Origin of the sequence: Runella limosa DSM 17973 (assembly GCF_000482465.1) — a bacterium.
GTDB classification, from domain to species: domain Bacteria; phylum Bacteroidota; class Bacteroidia; order Cytophagales; family Spirosomataceae; genus Runella; species Runella limosa.
In genome coordinates this window covers 127,088-145,601 of record NZ_KI519427.1, presented here as the reverse complement: position 1 = coordinate 145,601, position 18,514 = coordinate 127,088, and the positions used below count along the sequence as shown (strand labels likewise).

At 45.1% G+C, this 18,514-nt stretch carries 15 protein-coding genes; 5 read left to right on the top strand and 10 right to left on the bottom strand.

Annotation, left to right across the window (positions count from 1 at the left end; all coding sequences use genetic code 11):
- The first annotated feature begins 63 nt into the window (after positions 1-63).
- Positions 64-1,230, top strand: coding sequence for an AGE family epimerase/isomerase (locus tag K339_RS0126800; RefSeq protein ID WP_028526353.1), 1,167 nt, complete (start codon positions 64-66; stop codon positions 1,228-1,230).
- On the opposite strand, the gene K339_RS0126795 is transcribed toward K339_RS0126800, so the two are convergent.
- Positions 1,227-2,921 (bottom strand): hypothetical protein, encoded by a 1,695-nt coding sequence (locus K339_RS0126795; protein ID WP_028526352.1) that lies wholly within the window; start codon positions 2,919-2,921, stop codon positions 1,227-1,229. The genes K339_RS0126800 and K339_RS0126795 overlap by 4 nt on opposite strands.
- Positions 2,922-3,027: 106 nt before the next feature.
- Between K339_RS0126795 and K339_RS0126790 the strand changes: the two genes are divergently transcribed.
- Both K339_RS0126790 and K339_RS0126785 read left to right on the top strand, forming a co-directional pair.
- Positions 3,028-4,119 (top strand): DUF2891 domain-containing protein, encoded by a 1,092-nt coding sequence (locus tag K339_RS0126790; protein ID WP_028526351.1) that lies wholly within the window; start codon positions 3,028-3,030, stop codon positions 4,117-4,119.
- Between the two features lie 223 nt (positions 4,120-4,342).
- Positions 4,343-8,035, top strand: a complete 3,693-nt coding sequence (locus K339_RS0126785; protein ID WP_028526350.1) for a PKD domain-containing protein — start codon at positions 4,343-4,345, stop codon at positions 8,033-8,035.
- A gap of 65 nt (positions 8,036-8,100) precedes the next feature.
- Here K339_RS0126785 and K339_RS0126780 read toward each other — a convergent pair whose 3' ends face one another.
- Together K339_RS0126780 and dusB are read right to left on the bottom strand one after the other, a co-directional pair.
- Positions 8,101-8,553 carry a hypothetical protein gene (locus K339_RS0126780; RefSeq protein ID WP_028526349.1) on the bottom strand — a complete coding sequence of 151 codons (453 nt, stop codon included), beginning with the start codon at positions 8,551-8,553 and terminating at the stop codon, positions 8,101-8,103.
- A gap of 24 nt (positions 8,554-8,577) precedes the next feature.
- Positions 8,578-9,573, bottom strand: coding sequence for a tRNA dihydrouridine synthase DusB (gene dusB / locus K339_RS0126775; RefSeq protein ID WP_028526348.1), 996 nt, complete (start codon positions 9,571-9,573; stop codon positions 8,578-8,580).
- Positions 9,574-9,742: 169 nt separating this feature from the next.
- On the opposite strand from dusB, the gene metK reads away from it, so the two are divergent.
- Positions 9,743-11,032, top strand: a complete 1,290-nt coding sequence (metK, locus tag K339_RS0126770) for a methionine adenosyltransferase (protein ID WP_028526347.1) — start codon at positions 9,743-9,745, stop codon at positions 11,030-11,032.
- A 200-nt stretch (positions 11,033-11,232) separates the two neighbouring features.
- The gene (locus K339_RS0126765; RefSeq protein WP_037301994.1) at positions 11,233-12,045 is read left to right on the top strand and encodes an Rpn family recombination-promoting nuclease/putative transposase; all 813 of its coding nucleotides are present in this window, start codon (positions 11,233-11,235) and stop codon (positions 12,043-12,045) included.
- A gap of 42 nt (positions 12,046-12,087) precedes the next feature.
- Here the strand turns inward: K339_RS0126765 and K339_RS0126760 are convergent, their stop codons facing one another.
- The 7 genes from K339_RS0126760 to K339_RS0126730 all read right to left on the bottom strand — a co-directional run bounded on the left by K339_RS0126760 (position 12,088) and on the right by K339_RS0126730 (position 18,476).
- Positions 12,088-12,384, bottom strand: coding sequence for a DUF3817 domain-containing protein (locus K339_RS0126760; protein ID WP_028526345.1), 297 nt, complete (start codon positions 12,382-12,384; stop codon positions 12,088-12,090).
- A gap of 89 nt (positions 12,385-12,473) precedes the next feature.
- On the bottom strand, positions 12,474-13,292 hold the full coding sequence (locus K339_RS0126755) for a sterol desaturase family protein (RefSeq protein WP_028526344.1): 819 nt from the start codon (positions 13,290-13,292) through the stop codon (positions 12,474-12,476).
- Positions 13,293-13,333: 41 nt separating this feature from the next.
- Positions 13,334-13,870 carry a DUF4833 domain-containing protein gene (locus K339_RS0126750; protein WP_028526343.1) on the bottom strand — a complete coding sequence of 179 codons (537 nt, stop codon included), beginning with the start codon at positions 13,868-13,870 and terminating at the stop codon, positions 13,334-13,336.
- Positions 13,871-13,967: 97 nt separating this feature from the next.
- The gene (locus tag K339_RS0126745) at positions 13,968-15,086 is read right to left on the bottom strand and encodes an MFS transporter (RefSeq protein ID WP_051398280.1); all 1,119 of its coding nucleotides are present in this window, start codon (positions 15,084-15,086) and stop codon (positions 13,968-13,970) included.
- A complete protein-coding gene (locus tag K339_RS34965) occupies positions 15,086-15,784 on the bottom strand; it encodes a DsbA family oxidoreductase (RefSeq protein ID WP_037301991.1) in 699 nt (232 codons plus the stop codon). The genes K339_RS0126745 and K339_RS34965 overlap by 1 nt, the downstream gene beginning before the upstream one ends.
- 13 nt (positions 15,785-15,797) lie before the next feature.
- Positions 15,798-17,465 carry a S8 family serine peptidase gene (locus K339_RS0126735; RefSeq protein ID WP_028526341.1) on the bottom strand — a complete coding sequence of 556 codons (1,668 nt, stop codon included), beginning with the start codon at positions 17,463-17,465 and terminating at the stop codon, positions 15,798-15,800.
- Between the two features lie 339 nt (positions 17,466-17,804).
- Positions 17,805-18,476, bottom strand: coding sequence for a hypothetical protein (locus K339_RS0126730; protein WP_211243848.1), 672 nt, complete (start codon positions 18,474-18,476; stop codon positions 17,805-17,807).
- Positions 18,477-18,514: the final 38 nt, after the last annotated feature.

Genomic DNA, 18,514 nt, shown 5'->3' with positions numbered 1-18,514 from the left:
ATTCTAGCCTTTTGGGAAGGTTTGGGTACATAACAAAGGTAAAAAAAAATCTATTTTTGCGGCATGAATTTGCTTTTGTACGCCCAACAATACCGCGAAGACCTTTTACAACGAGTCGTTCCGTTTTGGCTCGAATTCGCCATCGACCATGTCAATGGTGGTTATTATTGTGTGTTATCCAACAAAGGAGAAGTCATTTCGACTGACAAGTGGATGGCCTGGCACGGTCAGCAAGCTTGGGCTTTTGCGAAGTTGTACCAAACCGAAGCCCGACCTACTTTTCTGGACTATGCCCGCCAAGGTGCTGATTTTCTGCTCCAATACGCTACCGATGCCAAAGAAAATTGGTGGGAGTCGGTGGATATTACGGGGCGAGGTGTCGCCGAGGTGAAAGACACCCAAGTCGAAGCTGCTGCCTGCGCCGCGTGGGGTATTTTGTACGACATTACCGAAGATGAAACCTATGCCGAAGCAGCCAAAAAATCGTTGACAAAAGCGGTTCGTAAGCGTGAAAAACGACTTCAAAAATACACTGAAGAACCTTTAACAGGGCGGCATTTAAAGCAAATCGCCGAATTAAGTAGCCTCGCCCGTGGGCTAATGGCCGCCAAAAACTGCCTTTCCGAAAAAGCTTTTCGCGAACGAGGGGAAGCGCTTTTAAACGAGTTGATGAAACATTTTTGGGAACCTCGCGCCGATATTTTACTAGAAAATGTGTTTTCAGAAGGCGGATACTCCGATTGCTTGTTGGGGCGAAGAATCCACGCAGGGCGCGTTTTTGAAGCGTTCAATTCTTTTTACGAACTGACCTATTCGCTCAATAAAAGACAAATTCGCAGGCAGTTGGCCCAGCACATTGCTTACTTAGCCGAAACTACTTGGGACGAAGCCTACGGTGGTTATTATCATTGGCTGGACGTTAAAAGCCTGCCCGCCAGCGAACCCGACGCTTACTATAAATACGCTTGGGTGCAATTAGAAGCCTGCACGGCATTGCTACGAGCTTACCAAGTTTTGCAAGACCGCAGCCTTTTGAAACAATGGCAACGGGTAAATGATTATGTGTGGCAACATTTCCCTGACCCTTCTCCTGAAGGCGAATGGGTAGGCGTGGTGAGTAGGCACGGAGAACCGCTGATTCCCCTCAAAGCGGCTTCTAACAAAAATGCCTTTGCCCCCATCAAAAACCTGCTGGCCTCCTCCGAATTACTGGCAAATATTGGTACCTAAAACGTCACTTGTTTTTGCGTATCGAGTAATTCTGAAACACCATTCTGACGCAGTAGCACATACATCCGATAGTTGCCTTTCACGACCGCCCCAGGAACAAAAGTTGCCATAAATCCCCTATCCCAATACCAGCCTCTTCGGAGAAATGTTTTCAACGGAAGGGCCTGCTGCATTCCTCCAGCCATGTAAACGTGCGACGCGGATTTCAGAACGACATAGGCCCCATCATCCATGTTTTTGACAGGCCGAATAAAATCGCGGTGATAGTAAACGCTCAGGTTTTTGTTGCTCCAAAAAACCGAATCAACCTTGAAATTTCCATTCGTTGAAAGTGAATCCGTCGAAGCTGTCCACTGTTTCTCGTATTGTCTAAAAAATAAAGATGGCTGGTACAGTTTCTGCAATCGGAGAAAGTCAGTCCCCGTTAAATCAAACATTTTTAGGCCCAACAAATCGGCATTGTACATCGAATTAAACTCCTGTGCTACTGCCATTCGGCGGTTATTGACCGCAGGTGCAATGGCGTAATACAACACCAAGGTATTGAAAATCACCACAATTCCCATCCCAATCGCCAACCACTTCTGGGTTATTTTTTCCCGATTCCAATCCAACACCAACAAATACGTCAGAATCAACATCCAAGTGGGGTACATCCGATAGCGTCCTTTGAACATACCATATAAACCATCCCATTCGGCCCGTTTGTAAACGACGCCCAAAGAGGTCAAACACACAAATAACAGCATGTATAGCGCAAACCACTGCACTTTGTTGAGTCTTAATGTAATCGTACGCGGGTTCGTTGTGATGGTAGTATGTCGAAACAAGGCCCAGGCATTTACTGTCAAAAGTACTCCCCCAAAAACGACTGAAAGCCACTGAGCCAACGTAGAGGGGCTGTAAGCATCAAAATTTACCGAAGATCCAATAAAGGCTAAAAAACAAATGATTGCTTGTAAATAGTTTTCCGCTTTTGTCAGATCCAGTGAGCTTGGAGACGCGTGCGAATGGGTGAGTGAATAAAGTCCCATCGTTAGCACAAATGCCCCCAAAGTGAGCTTCATCTCTTTCCAACGCTTCGACAAAGCCAAAATCGTTCCTCCAATTAGAAAAGTCAACAGGCCATTTCCGTACGAAAATGTGGCAAAAACTGAGAACAAAATCCCTATCCAACTGTACTTGGGCGACAACTGTGTGTATCCATACGCAGCCATCATGGTAAAAAAGAGTAGCCCAAAATTTCCAAGCGAGCTTGTTCCCCAAAAGATATTTTCAAACGAATGCACGTTGAGGACAATCCAACACAAGGGAATGAAGTACGCAAAAGAGAGATTGAGTTTCTGAAAAACTTTGAACAATATCCCCAATTGACCAACCCAAAGTAAATTGCTGATGACCATCAACGTTTTGAAATTGACACTTCCTGTCAGCCAGTACGACAAGAGCACCACCAAACGCGTAAACACGATGCGGTGTTCGGGAAAACCGATGGTCAGCCAGTCCAATTTGTCGCGCCAAGATGCCGCATTCTGCCATTGTTCTACAATTTGAAGCACGTGAATATCGTCGTATGCCACGTAGTTGGCATTCAATGCAATGGCTTCAAAAAAGACCACGTATATCACCAGCGGCAACAAACACAGCGAAACTAAGAAGCGTTTTTGGATAGAAAGATTGAAAAAAGTCATGCGTAAGGTCGAAAAACGCTTAAAATTAGTAAGTTCGTAGGCGATTTTAGCGTTTTACCCCTCAAAATGTACCCAAATCACCCTTAACTACTTCATTATCAACAAAATGAAAAATAGCTTTTATTTTTTACTCTTTTTTCCGTTCACCGTGCTCTTTGCCCAAAACACCTACCTTGTCAAAGAAAATGACCAATTGCGCCTTACGTCCGCTGGCGCTTCTTTTTTGGCAAAACTCCCCCTGCATTGTATCCATACTGAATATCCCAACAAAACGGGTCATACCATCGAAGCCGAGAATGACGCCAAACTCACCCCCAAGCAGCTACACCCCGCTTTTTATGGCTGTTTGGATTGGCACTCTTCTGTACACGGGCACTGGATGCTAGTTCGGCTCCTTAAAACCTTCAAGGGACTTCCCGAAGAAACCGAAATTCGCAAAATATTGGATGATAGTTTTCAGCCCGATAAGATGAAAACCGAAGCTGAGTATTTTACCAAATACAAGTTTTCGCGCACATTTGAACGTACCTACGGCTGGGCTTGGTTGCTCAAACTCGACGAAGAATTGGCCACATGGGACGACCCGCAGGGCCGCCAATGGCACCAGCATCTACGTCCGCTCACCCAGCAAGTAGTGGAGCTTTGGACGGCATTTTTACCCAAACAAACCTACCCCAATCGCACGGGCGTTCATCCCAATACGGCTTTCGGTTTGGTGTTTGCCCTTGACTACGCCCGTACGGTTAAAAATGCCACTTTTGAAGCCAAAATCGTCGAAAAAGCCAAGTATTTTTATTTAAACAATACGCAAGCACCCGCCATCCAAGAACCCGATGGTTCCGATTTTTTATCCCCGAGTCTGGAAGTAGCAGACCTAATGCGACGTATATTGACGCCCGCTGCATTCACCAAGTGGTTCAATGGATTTATGCCTGCCGCTGGTTTGCAAAACATTCTCAAACTCCCCATCGTAAGCGACCGAAACGACATGCAGATTGTTCACTTAGATGGTCTTTCATTGAGTCGGGCTTGGTGCTTGAAAGGCATTGTTGAAGCCCTTCCCAAAACCGACCCTCGTCGGGCAAATATGCTCAAAGCATCTCAGCATTTTATCAATACTACCCTACCCCAAATCACCAATGGTGGCTACGGCGGCGAGCACTGGCTGGCTTCCTTTGCATTGTATGCGTTGCAATAAAAATGTGGCACAATTTTTGATAGTACTTTCACTAACATGCTCATTAACATTCAATTAATGGGCATGTTTCCGAAACAATAGTATTCCTTTTTAGATGTGCATTTTTCCTACACGCTCGTAGGAAACGGCATTATTTTTGCTTCTATTTTTCCGTTGATATGCTTCAACAGTCGCGTTAAAAACGCATTAATTTTTTCTATTTCTCACACTTCTTACTTGCCTTATGAAACAACCATTTACTACACATTGGTGGAGGGTTTTGTTGTTTTGGTCATTGGCGATATGCGCTTTTGCCCAAAACTCTCCGACCTCTCAAGAAGCTAACCTTGGTGGTTACTTTTTGAAAAAAGTGGTTAGCAATTCGACGACTCCTACGGGAGTAGGTTTTACCTACACGATTTTTTACACCATTCCTGCGGGTTCACCTGCTACGACCATCACGGATGTAGTACCTAGCCCATTGGTGGTTGACAACGTCATTGCGACGGCAGTATGTGGTACACCAAGCGTATCTCAAACAACCGTTGTCGGTGGTACGCAAGTTTCGTATCAGGTACCCGCTACAACTTCAACTTGCTCGGGCTCTTTTCAAATCAATGTAAAGTTTCCCGCTGGAACCACCTGTAACGGTGAAACCGCTCGCAACCGCGCTTGCTTACGAACCTCCACAGGGGCTGACCTTTGTACAGGCTACGTAAGTACCACCGCCCAAGCAACCGACCCATGGAAAGTCTATAAAGTACCCACTGGACTGCCTTACACGGGCGGCACATGCCAATGGGCGACGTTGAGCGACACTGTTGAATACATTGTCTCAGTTTATAAAAACACGGGATTGTACGGTTTTCTCAATTTGGAAAATGCCTCCATTGTGGATCGAATGCCAGTAGGTGCTGTATTTATTAGCGGCGCACCCATTGCTCCCGCTACGGGCACTATCACTGCATCGGGCACCAATATCACTTGGACAGGCTTGGGAACGCTTGACGCTACGCAAAACTATTTTCAGCGGCAGGCCAAAATCAAAATCTATTATCCTGGTTTTGCCATTAACACCAGTCGCACGAATAAAGCAGTGTTAACGGGTGATTTGGGCAAACCTACCTCTCCCAATTGCGGAAAACACGCCGATTCGCTCCAAATTTGTGTGACCAAATCAGCGCCCGTTACCTCTGGACAAATCAGTAAATATGCCTATGTATCGGGAAATGCCATTGGTTGCGCAGGCTACTACAACATCGTCGTCTGTAACAATGGCACCTCTCCACTCACCAGCTTCAATGTGTATGACAACATCCCGACGGGCATTACGGTCACGAGCATTCAGGTAACAGGAACTCCTGCTAACCCTGTGACAATCAACGTCAACTCGTCCAATGTGTTGGTCAATGCCACTTCGACCCAAACTTACACCGCCACGTTAGGGACTAATCCTGCCATTTATTTTCAAAACAATGGTACACTCGCCGCTGGTGCCTGCGTAACGTATCGCATCAACTTTACCATTAACTCAATAGCTCCAAGCAGCATCATGAACTGTGCGAGTTTAAGGTACCCCATGCCTAATCCTACCACGGTTCGTACTTCTTGTAATACCATCGCGATTTATCCACCAACAACCAACGTTTGTGCTTTCAAAGAAATTTGTAACAAACAAACCACTTATAATCAAGGGCAAGTGTTGCGGTATCGTTTACGGGTTCAAAACATTGGTACAGCCGTACTGTCGGGCGCTTACATCAATGATTTGTTAAACGCAAATTTGCAGTACGTCGGAAACGAAACCTACTATACTTCAAGCAATTACAGCCCAGTATGTACGGCAGGCTCGGGTATCCCCGCTGGAACTACTGCCTGGACGGGCGTTTCTACTGCCCACGCAGCAAACAACCTGCGTTGGAACATCCCAACCATCGGTACTAGCTGCGCTAATGTTTATTACCCCAACTGCGGTCAATACGGCACGGCGGGCGTACCTTTTTATTTCATCGAATTTGACGTAAAAGTCCTCAACAATGCTGCCGTTGGCGTTATTCCTAACTTCTTTAGAGTTCATTCCAATTTGTCGGCAGTACTAGCTACTTCCAATACCGAATATTTGACAACAAACGCGGTTTTTGGCTTTACATTAGATAAAAAAGTAAGCAAAGACAACGGGACAACCTTCGCTACCTCCGTAGTAACCAATCCTAATACAAACGTGATATATCGCTTGGGATTGACCAAAACAGGAGCTGCGCTCAAAAATCTGTTATTCTTTGACATGCTCCCCCGCGACAACGTAACGACGGATTATTTGATGCTCAACCGCCCAGTTAGCCGTGGTAGTCAATTTGATGTTTTGCACCAAAATTTTGTAAGTGCAACGCCATTGAGTGCTTCGTCCACCTACGCCAATTCGGTCAACATTTGCCTTCCTGACCTATCGTATTCTCCTGGGGGTTGCAATACCACCACTTGGACAGCCGCAGCGCTCAGTGCTCGTAATGTAAAAGCGAATTTTGGCAGTAGTTTTATGCCAACCGCTACGCAGCAATATGACTTCAGGGCTTTGGTAAGTGCCACGGCACAAAACACCCAAAAAGCGTGTAATACCTTTGCCGCAAAGGCCGCAGCCCTGATGTACATCAACAACGCCAATACCGACGTAAACCTCACCCCAAGTGAGTCTAATTTGGCCTGTATTTCCATTGATGCAGCGGCAGTAAATTGTTGCGAAAAAACCCAAATTGTTCAGACCGACAAATTGTGTTGTAGTAAATTGAAAGTCGCGTGTCCAGTAAAACAAATCAAGGTAACGTTGACCAACGGTACGTTTACGAACTTGGCATGGACCTGCAACCCCGCACCGACAAGCTACGTAGGAACTTCAACTTATACATTTACCCCGACGGGTACTTGCGACTCTACGACTGTTGATGCGTGTTTCAAAGCTACTTCGAGCGGCAATGTAGTTATTACTTACAACATTACGTTTGCCAATGGTACTACTTGCACCAAAACCGAATCGAAAAAATGTTGCTGCACTCCCGTCATTACCGTCCCCAAAACAGCCTGTTTGGGACTACCCGTGACGTTGCGATTGGTAGCAAGCGATTGTCCTGTTCAAAATGTATTGTGGAACTTTGGCGATGGATTTACCTCTACAGCGCTTAATCCAAGCCATGCTTACGCTAATCCAGGTACTTACACGGTTACACTCACCTACGACAATGGCTGCGGCAAACAAACACTTACCTACCAAATTGTGGTAGCAAAATGTGTATGCACCATCACGCCATGTATCAGTTTTGCCGCCAATGGCTTGCAAGTATTATTTAACTCCACAGGCAGCACGAGTACTTATCCTATTTCGGCATATCATTGGGATTTTGGTGATGGGAACTGGTCAAACAGTGCTACCTTCTCACACACTTACCTCAGTGCAGGTACGTATAATGTCTGCTTGACCGTTTATGCTGACAACGGCAATGGCCCTTGTGAGTGCGTAGCCAAAGCTTGTCGTACCATAACAGTAACGCCAGGTATGGGAACCGCTGGGAATTGTGCCCAAATGCTTCCTGCCAACCTCTTGTCAGAACCTTCTCATGCTACTGCACGAGAAGCCGCCGTTGAGGTAACTCCTGCCCTTGAGGAAGAAAAAGAATTGGAACCATCATTGTTAAAAGTAATGCCCAATCCGTTTGAAAATGTAATGAAAGTAAAGTTGAATAACTTGCTCAAATCAAAGAGTTTGACCGACAAATCGCAGCTTGAACTTCATACCATTCAAGGTAAATTGGTTAAAACGGTTACCCTCACAGGCAACGCAAACGAAGTGGAAGTCTCGACCCATGAACTCTCGTCGGGGACTTACATTCTTTCCTACAAACGAAACGGGAAAATAGAGTCTTCGGTGAAGGTAGTTAGGGAGTAGAAATAACAAACCTCCCGAAAGTTCAAAACTTTCGGGAGGTTACAAACTTTCGGGAGGTTCTGTTTTTAATAAACCGCCTGATAATCAACCACCACATCCATTTTTGTCCAGCGACGTTTTTGGACTTGGACGGGGTTAATATTCATGGCATCATCAAATAGATTGGCATAAAACCCTTTTTCTTCTTTGGTAAAAACAGAATAGTAGCCCACTGGCAGCGTCACTGAAAAACGCCCTTTTTTATCGGTTTTTACTTTTCGGACAAGTTTTGAATTCACTTTTTGATAAAAACCCGCTTCTTCTCCCGCTTCTACTTGTTTGTCGTTCGTCAAAGCATAAATATACAGCTCTCTCACTACGGGCACTGCCTTAGGAACTGACGCTTTTGCTCCAATGGTAGGCATAAAATTCCCTGCCTTCCAAAGTACTTGTCCCGAAATACCTTGGGTGTTTTTTTGAGCCACTGCCAACGTTGTTATCAACAACACAAGGCAACTACTTAACCAGTGAGTGTGCATAGTTCAAAAGGTTTGATGAATCCCTTACGCTTCCACTTTTTCTAGGGCGTAGATGTCGGTTACTTCATCCAAAATCTCTAGAATATGAGCATAGTCAAGGGTTTCCACTAAACGCATTCGGTAGGGTTTAAAATTGTTCAAGCCCTTAAAATAAGTAGCGTAGTGGCGGCGCATTTCCAAAATACCCGTACGTTCACCTTTCCATTTAATCGAAAAATCGAGGTGTTTACGACACACTCGTACGCGTTCGGCGGTGGTAGGCGGCGCTAAGTGCTCGCCCGTTTTGATAAAATGTTTGATTTCGTTAAAAATCCAAGGATAACCGATACTCGCCCGTCCAATCATGATGCCATCCACGCCGAAGCGATTGCGGTATTCGATGGCTTTTTCGGGGCTATCAATGTCACCGTTGCCAAAAATGGGAATTTGAATGCGTGGATTATCCTTGATTTTACCAATGAGCGTCCAGTCAGCATCACCTTTGTACATCTGAACGCGCGTGCGCCCGTGTACCGTCAATGCCTTGATACCAATATCTTGCAAGCGTTCGGCTACATCTTGGATATTTTTGGTGGATTCATCCCATCCCAAGCGGGTTTTAACCGTCACGGGCAAGTGGGTCGCTTTCACTACGGCTTCGGTCATTTTAACCATTTTGGGAATATCTTGCAACAAAGCCGCACCCGCCCCGCGACAAGCGACTTGTTTTACAGGGCAGCCGTAGTTAATGTCAATCAAATCAGGGCCTGCTTTGGTCGCGATTTTGGTACATTCGCCCATGGTTTCGATGTCACTCCCAAAAAGCTGAATCCCGATAGGGCGCTCGTATTCAAAAATATCTAGCTTTTGGAGGCTTTTGGCCGCATCGCGAATCAAACCTTCCGACGAGACAAACTCGGTGTACATCAAATCAGCTCCGCCTTCTTTACACACTGCCCGAAACGGCGGGTCAGACACATCTTCCATCGGCGCCAACAACAGAGGGAAGTCTCCTAATTCTATATTTTCAATTTTTACCATTGCTCACCAAAAATAGGTACGTAAAATAATTATTCCCCAAAAACACTCCCTTGCGGGGATACAAAGTTCGTTCTTTTTTCTTTATCTCTGAAAATAACCTATTTTTGCTCTCTAAAATTCAACGACATAACAATCGTAATTCATACTTCGTAAATCATACAATAGAAGAATGCCTTATTTATTCACTTCAGAATCGGTATCGGAAGGCCACCCCGACAAAGTCGCCGACCAAATTTCGGACGCCCTTATTGATCACTTCATGGCGTTTGACCCTACGTCAAAAGTAGCCTGTGAAACGCTCGTTACAACTGGCCAAGTAGTTCTGGCAGGTGAGGTAAACAGCAAAACATACCTCGATGTGCAGCAAATTGCGCGTGAAGTAATCGCCAAAATCGGCTATACCAAAGCTGAGTATATGTTTGAAGCGCACTCTTGCGGTGTTCTTTCGGCCATTCACGAACAATCAGCCGACATCAACCAAGGCGTTGACCGTCAAGCAGCAGATGATTTTGAAAGTAAGGCAAATGCCCAAGGTGCAGGTGACCAAGGAATGATGTTTGGCTACGCTACCCGCGAAACCGACAACTTCATGCCGTTGGCGTTGGACTTGTCGCACAAGATTTTGGAAGAACTTGCCGCTATCCGTCGCGAAAACAAGCGTATCAAGTACCTTCGCCCCGATGCAAAGTCGCAGGTAACAATCGAATACTCTGACACCAACAAGCCTATCCGTATTGACACCATCGTAGTGTCAACGCAACACGACGACTTTGGCGATGACGAAACGATGTTGGCACAAATTCGCAAAGACATCATTACCTACGCAATTCCACGCGTAAAAGCTAAGTTGAAACCTTCGTTGCGCAAATTGTTCAACGACCAAATTACGTACCACATCAACCCAACGGGCAAGTTCGTAATCGGTGGTCCTCACGGTGATACTGGTTTGACAGGCCGTAAAATCATCGTGGACACTTACGGTGGCAAAGGAGCACACGGTGGTGGTGCTTTCTCGGGTAAAGATCCTTCAAAAGTGGACCGTTCAGCAGCTTATGCGACGCGCCACATTGCCAAAAACTTGGTAGCAGCAGGCGTTTGCGACGAAGTATTGGTACAAATTTCATACGCTATCGGAGTAGCTAAACCTTGCGGTTTGTACGTAAACACGTACGGAACATCGAAAGTAAAAGGCGAAAATGGCAAAAAATTGAACGACGGCGAAATCGCTAAAATCGTAGAAAGCGTATTCGATATGCGTCCGTATGCGATTGAGCAACGCCTCAAACTTCGCAATCCAATCTACTCAGAAACAGCCGCTTACGGCCACATGGGTCGCGAGTCGCAAGTAGTAACGAAAGTGTTCAAAAACGCTGGTCAAGTCGCTGAAGTAGAAGTCGAACTTTTCACTTGGGAAAAACTTGATTACGTTGACGCCGTAAAAGCTGCTTTTGGTTTGTAGGTGATTTCGGTTATTCCTCTGCGTGGGTTCGGTTATGAGTAACCGAACCCACAACAAAAATTCCCCGTTCTTAGTTGAGCGGGGGATTTTTGTTTATGTTGTTGGATGTGAGCATCCAACAACACAATAAGTCGTACCTACGTATCTTAGGAAAATGAAACAAAGAATAATGTGTAAATTGCATTAAAATCAATGCGCGAATGGCTAAATACATCAATCCCTATACCGATTTTGGCTTTAAAAAATTGTTTGGTGAAGAAGCCAACAAAGACTTATTGATTGATTTTTTAAATCAGCTTCTTCCTCAACATCATCAAATAACTGAACTTAACTTTCGTAATGTAGAAGGTTTTGCAGAAATATCCATTGAACGAAAAGCCATATTTGACATTCATTGCCAAACAAAAAGTGGTGAAAGAATCATTGTTGAAATGCAGAAAGCAAAGGTGAATTTCTTCAAAGACCGCTCACTTTTTTATGCAACGTTTCCTATTCGCGAACAAGCTAAAAGGGGTGAATGGGATTTTCGACTTACTCCTATTTACATGATTGCTATTCTTGATTTTCAATATGATGAACAAGAAGAAAAACAGAAGTTTTTGCGAAGCGTTAAGCTCAAAGACCAAGACGGCGATATTTTCTTTGATAAATTAACATTCAAGTTTTTGCAAATGCCCTTGTTTTCAAAAACAGAACATGAACTTCAAAGCCATTTCGATAAATGGATTTACTTCTTGAAAAAACTAGAAAGTTTTGATGAGATACCAACCATACTAAAAGAGCCTATTTTTGAAAAAGCCTTTGAAGTAGCCGAAATAGCAAATATGTCGCCTCAACAGTTTGAGTTGTATCAAGAGAGCCTAATGACCTACATTGAGGTAAAAGAAGTAGTAAAAACGGCTGAATTGGACGGAGTAAAAAAAGTCGCAAGAGAATTGAAAGATGATGGGGTTTCGGTTGAAAAAATCATGAAATACACCAACCTTTCTGCCGACGAAATAAAGGAACTTTAATAAGCGGAGGAAAAAATACCCTCCGCCCCATTCATCACAGAATTATACCTGACGAAACAACTTTGCGTCGGCCCAAAAAGTACCAAAAGGAACAATCGAGGCGAGTAGCGCCAAAGCCGTTTTTTTCAGAGGCCAGTTGTACTCAATTTTACACTGCACAACCGCCAATACGTACAATACAAACAGCAAACCGTGTACCATGCCAATCACTTTATTAGGGCCTGGCATTTCGGCATAATACTTTAATGGCATGGTTATGAACAAGATAAGCAGAAACGAAACGCCTTCTATAAAACCAATGACCCGCAAACGCCCTATTTGAGTTTTTAATAAATCCATCTTTTCTGAAATTTTGGTTGAAAAACGCACCAATGAATCTACAAAGAAAGACGATTTAAGGCTTTAATTTGCTTTTATATACCAAAATATTACGGCGGCCCAAACAAAATACCCGTTACTTCTCGCCAGCTTTTTGCCTTCCTAACATCCCTAACAATATCTCGCCACTCGTAAAAATTGAGATAGACCACATTGTTGGAAGTCACAGGCTTCGTTAGCCCATACACGGGCTTTTCGGTTTCTTCTTGAAACGTCCCAAACAATCGGTCCCAAAGAATAAAGGTAGTTCCAAAATTTTTATCAAGGTAAGCATCATTTTTGCCATGATGCACCCGATGATGCGACGGCGTGACAAAAATATACTCAAACCAGCGAGGCAATTTGGTAATGACCTCCGTATGAATCCAGAACTGATACAGCAAGTCGATTTGGTAACACATAAACGTAATCACGGGGTGAATACCTGATAACCAAACGGGCAAGAAAAAGATGATTTTGATGTGCTGCGTCCATGAATTTCGAAACGAAGTGGACAAATTTAGGTGTTCCGACGAATGGTGTGTTACGTGGGTAGCCCACCAAATCCGTTGTTTGTGCGCAATGTAATGGGCAAAATAATTACAAAAATCAATACCCAGATACGCCAATACCCACGCCCACCACGTATTGGGTATCCGCCACGGCACGAGTTCATAACAAAACAAACTCAAACCAACCGTAAACGCTTTCAATAATCCATTGGTAACCAAACTTCCAACCCCAATTCCCACCGAAGCTTTCAAATCGTTAGTGTCGTAATGATGGTGCGGGTCGTGGCGTAAAAACCAGTATTCAAGGGCTATAAAAATAACGGGGGCAGCATACAGCAATAGCGGCTGCACGTCTTGTTCAAACTGCAATGAAAGCATCAGAATGTCAAATTAAGAAATGGGAAATATCAAACAGGAAATCACTGAATATCAATGCGTTCGTAGGCTTTGGTACGGTTATCGTTTTCAACCCCAAAAAGCTCTACGTACTTTACTTTTGGAATAAACGCATTGTTGGCCAACTGCACAAACACTTTCTGTAACAGCACTTTACGGCCATTAATGTGGGTCATGGCCACGGGTTTATTTTCTTGATACGTCACCCAAATTTGACGTTTCTTAAACGCATTCAAGGAAATTTCATAGGTGTTGGCAGTAGGAGTTGAATGGTGTTTGTAGCCATAAGCTAGCTGCCACTGAAGCGTCGAGAGATCTTCGCGTTGCCCACGGTCGGCATACCGTATCCAATATACGTTCATCGGGCTTTCATCGTCCAATTTTTTGTCCGAACCGACATTCGCCTCGTACATGACGGTATTGATGTTGTTGCTCCGTTGGATGTAAAACAAATGATTTGATGTGCGCGGAGGCTCGGGAAAATGTAGTTTTGAAGGCGTTTCGTCGGCACAAAAAGTACCCAACGCCCCTGTTAGCAGAAGCATACTCAAAAGTTTCATAGCTGTAAGTAAGGTTGTTTTTAAGACCTTCAAACCCATGACAACTCAGCGCAGTATCCCCCCTATTGCTGCCACTACTTTTTTACAAATGATACTTTTACCGAAAAATACGAAGCAAATAAACCGTCAAAGCACTAATCACTACCTCAAACACCAACAAGGCATTGACAATACCGACGTGGTCAGACAAGTAACCAAGAAAAATAGCGGGGATTCCGAAGCCGATGTAGCCCATAAACATGTAGCCCGACACCGCCCTTGCTCGCTGAACCCCACCGTAGTTAGCAATCAAAGCCAAGCCTCCCACGTACGAAAAACCATAAGCCGCCAAGCCAATGAGTGTTGTTCCACCCAAAATTACCCACAATTGACCCAAATGACTGCCCAGCACAACCAGTCCAAAGCCCAGTGGCACCAGCACATAACCGATGCGAACGGATTGTTTCGGGTCGTTTTTACGAATAAAAGGCTGTAAGAAAGCCCCCGTCCAATTGATTAATACCAAGCAAAAGCCCGCGTAGGGCGTCAGGTTAAATTTGGCCAATTGGGTTGGGATAATGGCAATGACCGTGCCCGTTGCCGCCCAACAAATGGCAATGGCCATGTTGACGGGAAACGAGCCTTTAGGGAAATACGGAAGTCGAAGGATATTGCCACCAATGGGTTTGGGGTTGGGCAACGTAAAAAGAAGGATAAGCCCAATAAAAGTAATTCCTAAAAGCAAATAATACGTAGGCGGAACAAGCTGAAAATCAACGAGTAAATACAAGGTTGTGGCAAGTGCGCCTCCACTGAAACCAATTGCCGTAGAAAGTGAAGCCAAATTAGCGGCTTTGGTTGGCGCATTTTTATCGGGGTACAGAACTTCGGTTAAATAGGCGGTTCCAGTGCCCATACTTAATGCCAAAGCAACCCCTTGTAACATCCGAGCGAACACCAAAGCCGTTACATTGGGAAAAATAGTAATGACGAGGGTAGCTAAAAAAGAACAAAAAACGCTAACAATCAGCACAGGTTTTCGCCCGACTCGATCGGAAATACCCCCTAGAAAAACGTAACAAGGCAGCATACCTGTGATGTACGCTGCCAAGACTAAGGCCGTTTGGCCGTTGTTGAGGCCCGCTTCAGCCGCATATACCCGAAAAAGGGGCATCGAGATATTGACGGCCAACGTAACCAGCAACAACGCAAACGAAATAATGCGAAAAGGCGGCATTAGCATACACCCGTTTCGAGGTCACATGCTTCTCCTTGCGTTGGCGCTTGAATGGGGGCTTTTACCGCAATATCTGGCAATGCCTGCAAAAACAAGTCCGTTGGCTGCGCGCCCGATACGGCGTATTTGTCATTGATGATATAATACGGCACACCGCTTACGCCCATCAAACGATTTTGGTAAAGAAGTTGATCCACTTCTTCTGAACCCTTTTCAGAAGCAATAAATTGGCGAACTTCTTCCGCATCTAACCCCACCGACTGCGCCACTGCTACTACGTTTTCGACATTGGCAAGGTTAACACGATTTTCAAAATAAGCTTTAAAAAATGCCTCTACCAATTCCAATTGTTTGCCTTTTTGTTGGGCAAACCAAACCAAACGGTGCAAACCGTGCGTGTTGGGCGAAATTTGTTGGTTCACCAAATCAAATTCTAGCCCTTCGCCCGCCGCCACGTTTGATACTTGGTTGGTCAATTCATAAAAACGCTCTTCTCCGCCAAATTTCGCCGAAAGTCGTTCTTTCATATTTTCACCTTCCAGCGGTGTATCGGGTGAAAGCTGAAAAGGCAAATAGCTGATTTCAAACGTATAATCGTCTTTGAGCTGATCAACTGCTTTTTCCAAACGGCGCTTTCCGATGTAGCACCACGGACAAACAACGTCCGAAACAATGTCGATTTTAATGTGTGGTTTCATGTAATTTTTTTTCTTATTTGATTACTTTCAAAACCCGCACGCGTTCGTTATCGTTCATTTTTAATACATAACTCCCTTGGGGCATTGCCGTCGGTAGTGTCAGTTTACTTGATGGTTCGTTGGCCATGACCGATTGCTGTAACCATACTCGCCCCGCCACGTCCGTCAGTGCGATCTCTACTTTTTTGCCCGTAAATTCAGCTCCCCATTGAATCTGCAACGCATTGGCATTCCCCAATGGATTCGGAAATACAATGGCTTCCGTTGGTTTATTTCCACCAACTCCCATGGGCAAATATTTGGCCCGTGCCACCTCCGTTGCCGCCGCAAATGTAGGAATGCCGTAGCCAAATTGAGGGGTTGGGCTGGCAAAACGATCCCCTGCTCGACGAATACAATCAATTACTTGCATGGCGGTAAGTTGCGGTTGCGATTGCCAAAATGCCGTAACCAAGCCCGCAATCAACGGGGCTGAATACGACGTTCCATTGCCCGCCGTTACCGTACCTGCTTGATTTGAAAGTACCGTTAAAGCACCTTGGGCGCACACATCAGGCTTCACACGCCCGTCGGCTGATGGACCAATGGAGCTAAACGACGCCAACGCTTTGGTACTTCCAACCGCACCCACTGCCAACACTGAGTCAGCATCGGCAGGAGCTGAAATGTATTTCCAGGCGCTCGCCCCTTCGTTGCCAGCCGAGGCCACTACTATCATGCCTGCTGCTGCTGCCCAATCGGCGGCTCGCGTAATGAGCGTCGTTTTACCGTTCATGTCGGCATAGGTATAATCATCGGCTTCGTTATCAAATTGATTGTAACCCAATGAAGTATTGATGACATCGACACCCAAACTGTCGGCATACTCGGCCGCAATTAGCCAATTGGCTTCCTCCAAGCGCGATTCGCTATTATCATCTTCTGTTCTTAGCAACGCGTAAGACGCTCCGTAAGCTGGGCCAATCAAGCTATTTTCTTTAAAGCTTGCCATGATACTAAACACGTTGTTTCCGTGCGAATGGTCTTCGTAAACACTGGTTTCGTTGGCTACAAAATCGTAGGTAACTACCACGCGTTTGTCGGAAAATAATGTACTCAACGCAGGATTTGTATTGGAATTTAAGAACCCTGCATCCAAAATCGCCACCAACATTCCTTTGCCATTGTAGCCTTGATCGTGCATGGCATCGGCACCCAACATTTGAATTTGGCTAAGCGAAGCTCCGTAATTGAAAGCGTCCATCCCAAATTTTTGTTGCGTGGCATTGGTTTGTTTTTCGGCAGACAAACGGGCCGTACGAAGGGCGCGATTAAACTCAATCCCTTTCACCGACGACAACGCCCGAATGGCCGTCAGTTGTGCGGAGGTTGCCTCAACCAATACGGCATTTAACCAACGGGATGTGTACCAAACTTTGGCACCCGTTTGACGAATTTGAGATACATAACTAGGATTGACAGGCAAATCTCTCAACGTCAACGCAATCCCTTGCCGCGAACGACGATCTACGGAGCGCTGACTCAGATAGGCCGTAGGTTTGTCGGTCGTAAAGGGTGTACCTGTTTTGTCTTTTAATAAAACCAAGTATTTGGCGGTCTGCGCCTGCACCATCCCACTCCACATAAAAAGCCAAGTGAACACCGCCACAAAAAGCAACTTTACCCTGTGATTATCAATCATTTGTATATGTTTTATATATTTATTCTTTTTTTAGTAAATACAGAATAGAAATCCAAATTCGACATTCTCTCGTCGGGTTGTGAGCAACCCTCCACACAAATTAAAGATGCCACCCCGATGGGGCTTCGTTTCGGACATAACTCATTGTTTCTACAAAGGTGTAGCTCCTCTGGAGCAATCATTTTCGACATTCTGCACTCTACCTTCGACGTTCTCTCGTCGGGTTGTGAGCAACCCTCCACACGATTCAAATGCAAATATTCGACATTCTGCACTCTACCTTCGACGTTCTCTCGTCGGGTTGTGAGCAACCCTCCACACATGAGCAACCCTCCTCACCTACTCTATTCCTGCACGTTTAAAACGAACGAGCTGCCGTGTTCCAAAATCTATTTGTGCCTTGCCGATGCAGGAAGGTGTGGATGAGCAAAATTGCACATTAATTCGTTCCCGATAAATCAGCCCTACGCCCGCTGCGTATGTTTCTATCCGTTTATCTTGATTCACCAACGTAGAGTCGTTTTGTTGAACCACCGTTGCCGTTCGGTCAAAGGCAGTTCCTGCTATTTTCAACGCTTTATTTACGTCTTTTAATACATACTCATCTTCCCCCAAATTGTTGTAAATATTTCCATTCCACGAACGTTTTTCGGAAACAGGAAATACCATTTTTACGTATTCTCGTCCACTTTCGTTGCGAACAGCATAGTCAATTTTTAACCGTACCGTAAACGTAGAATCTGGCGTCCACGGCTGGCCTTCCAGTGTTCGGCGAAAACGAGCAATGCGATACACTTTCTCTCCCGTAGGGTCAAGATAACTTTCGGCCACTTTTTCTTTCCATTGAAACGCCCGAACCACCGCTGGGCGTCCAAGGGCTACTTCTTCTTCGTTTACGTCATATTCCACAAATCGCCCTACCTCCAGTGGAAAAAAATCACTACCTTTCACTATAGTTTCGCAGTCGTCGCAGGGGGAGGTACAAGAATTTATCCCCAAAGTCAAAACCATGCCTACCAAAGTCCAGTTTAGTAGAGAGTAATTTCTTA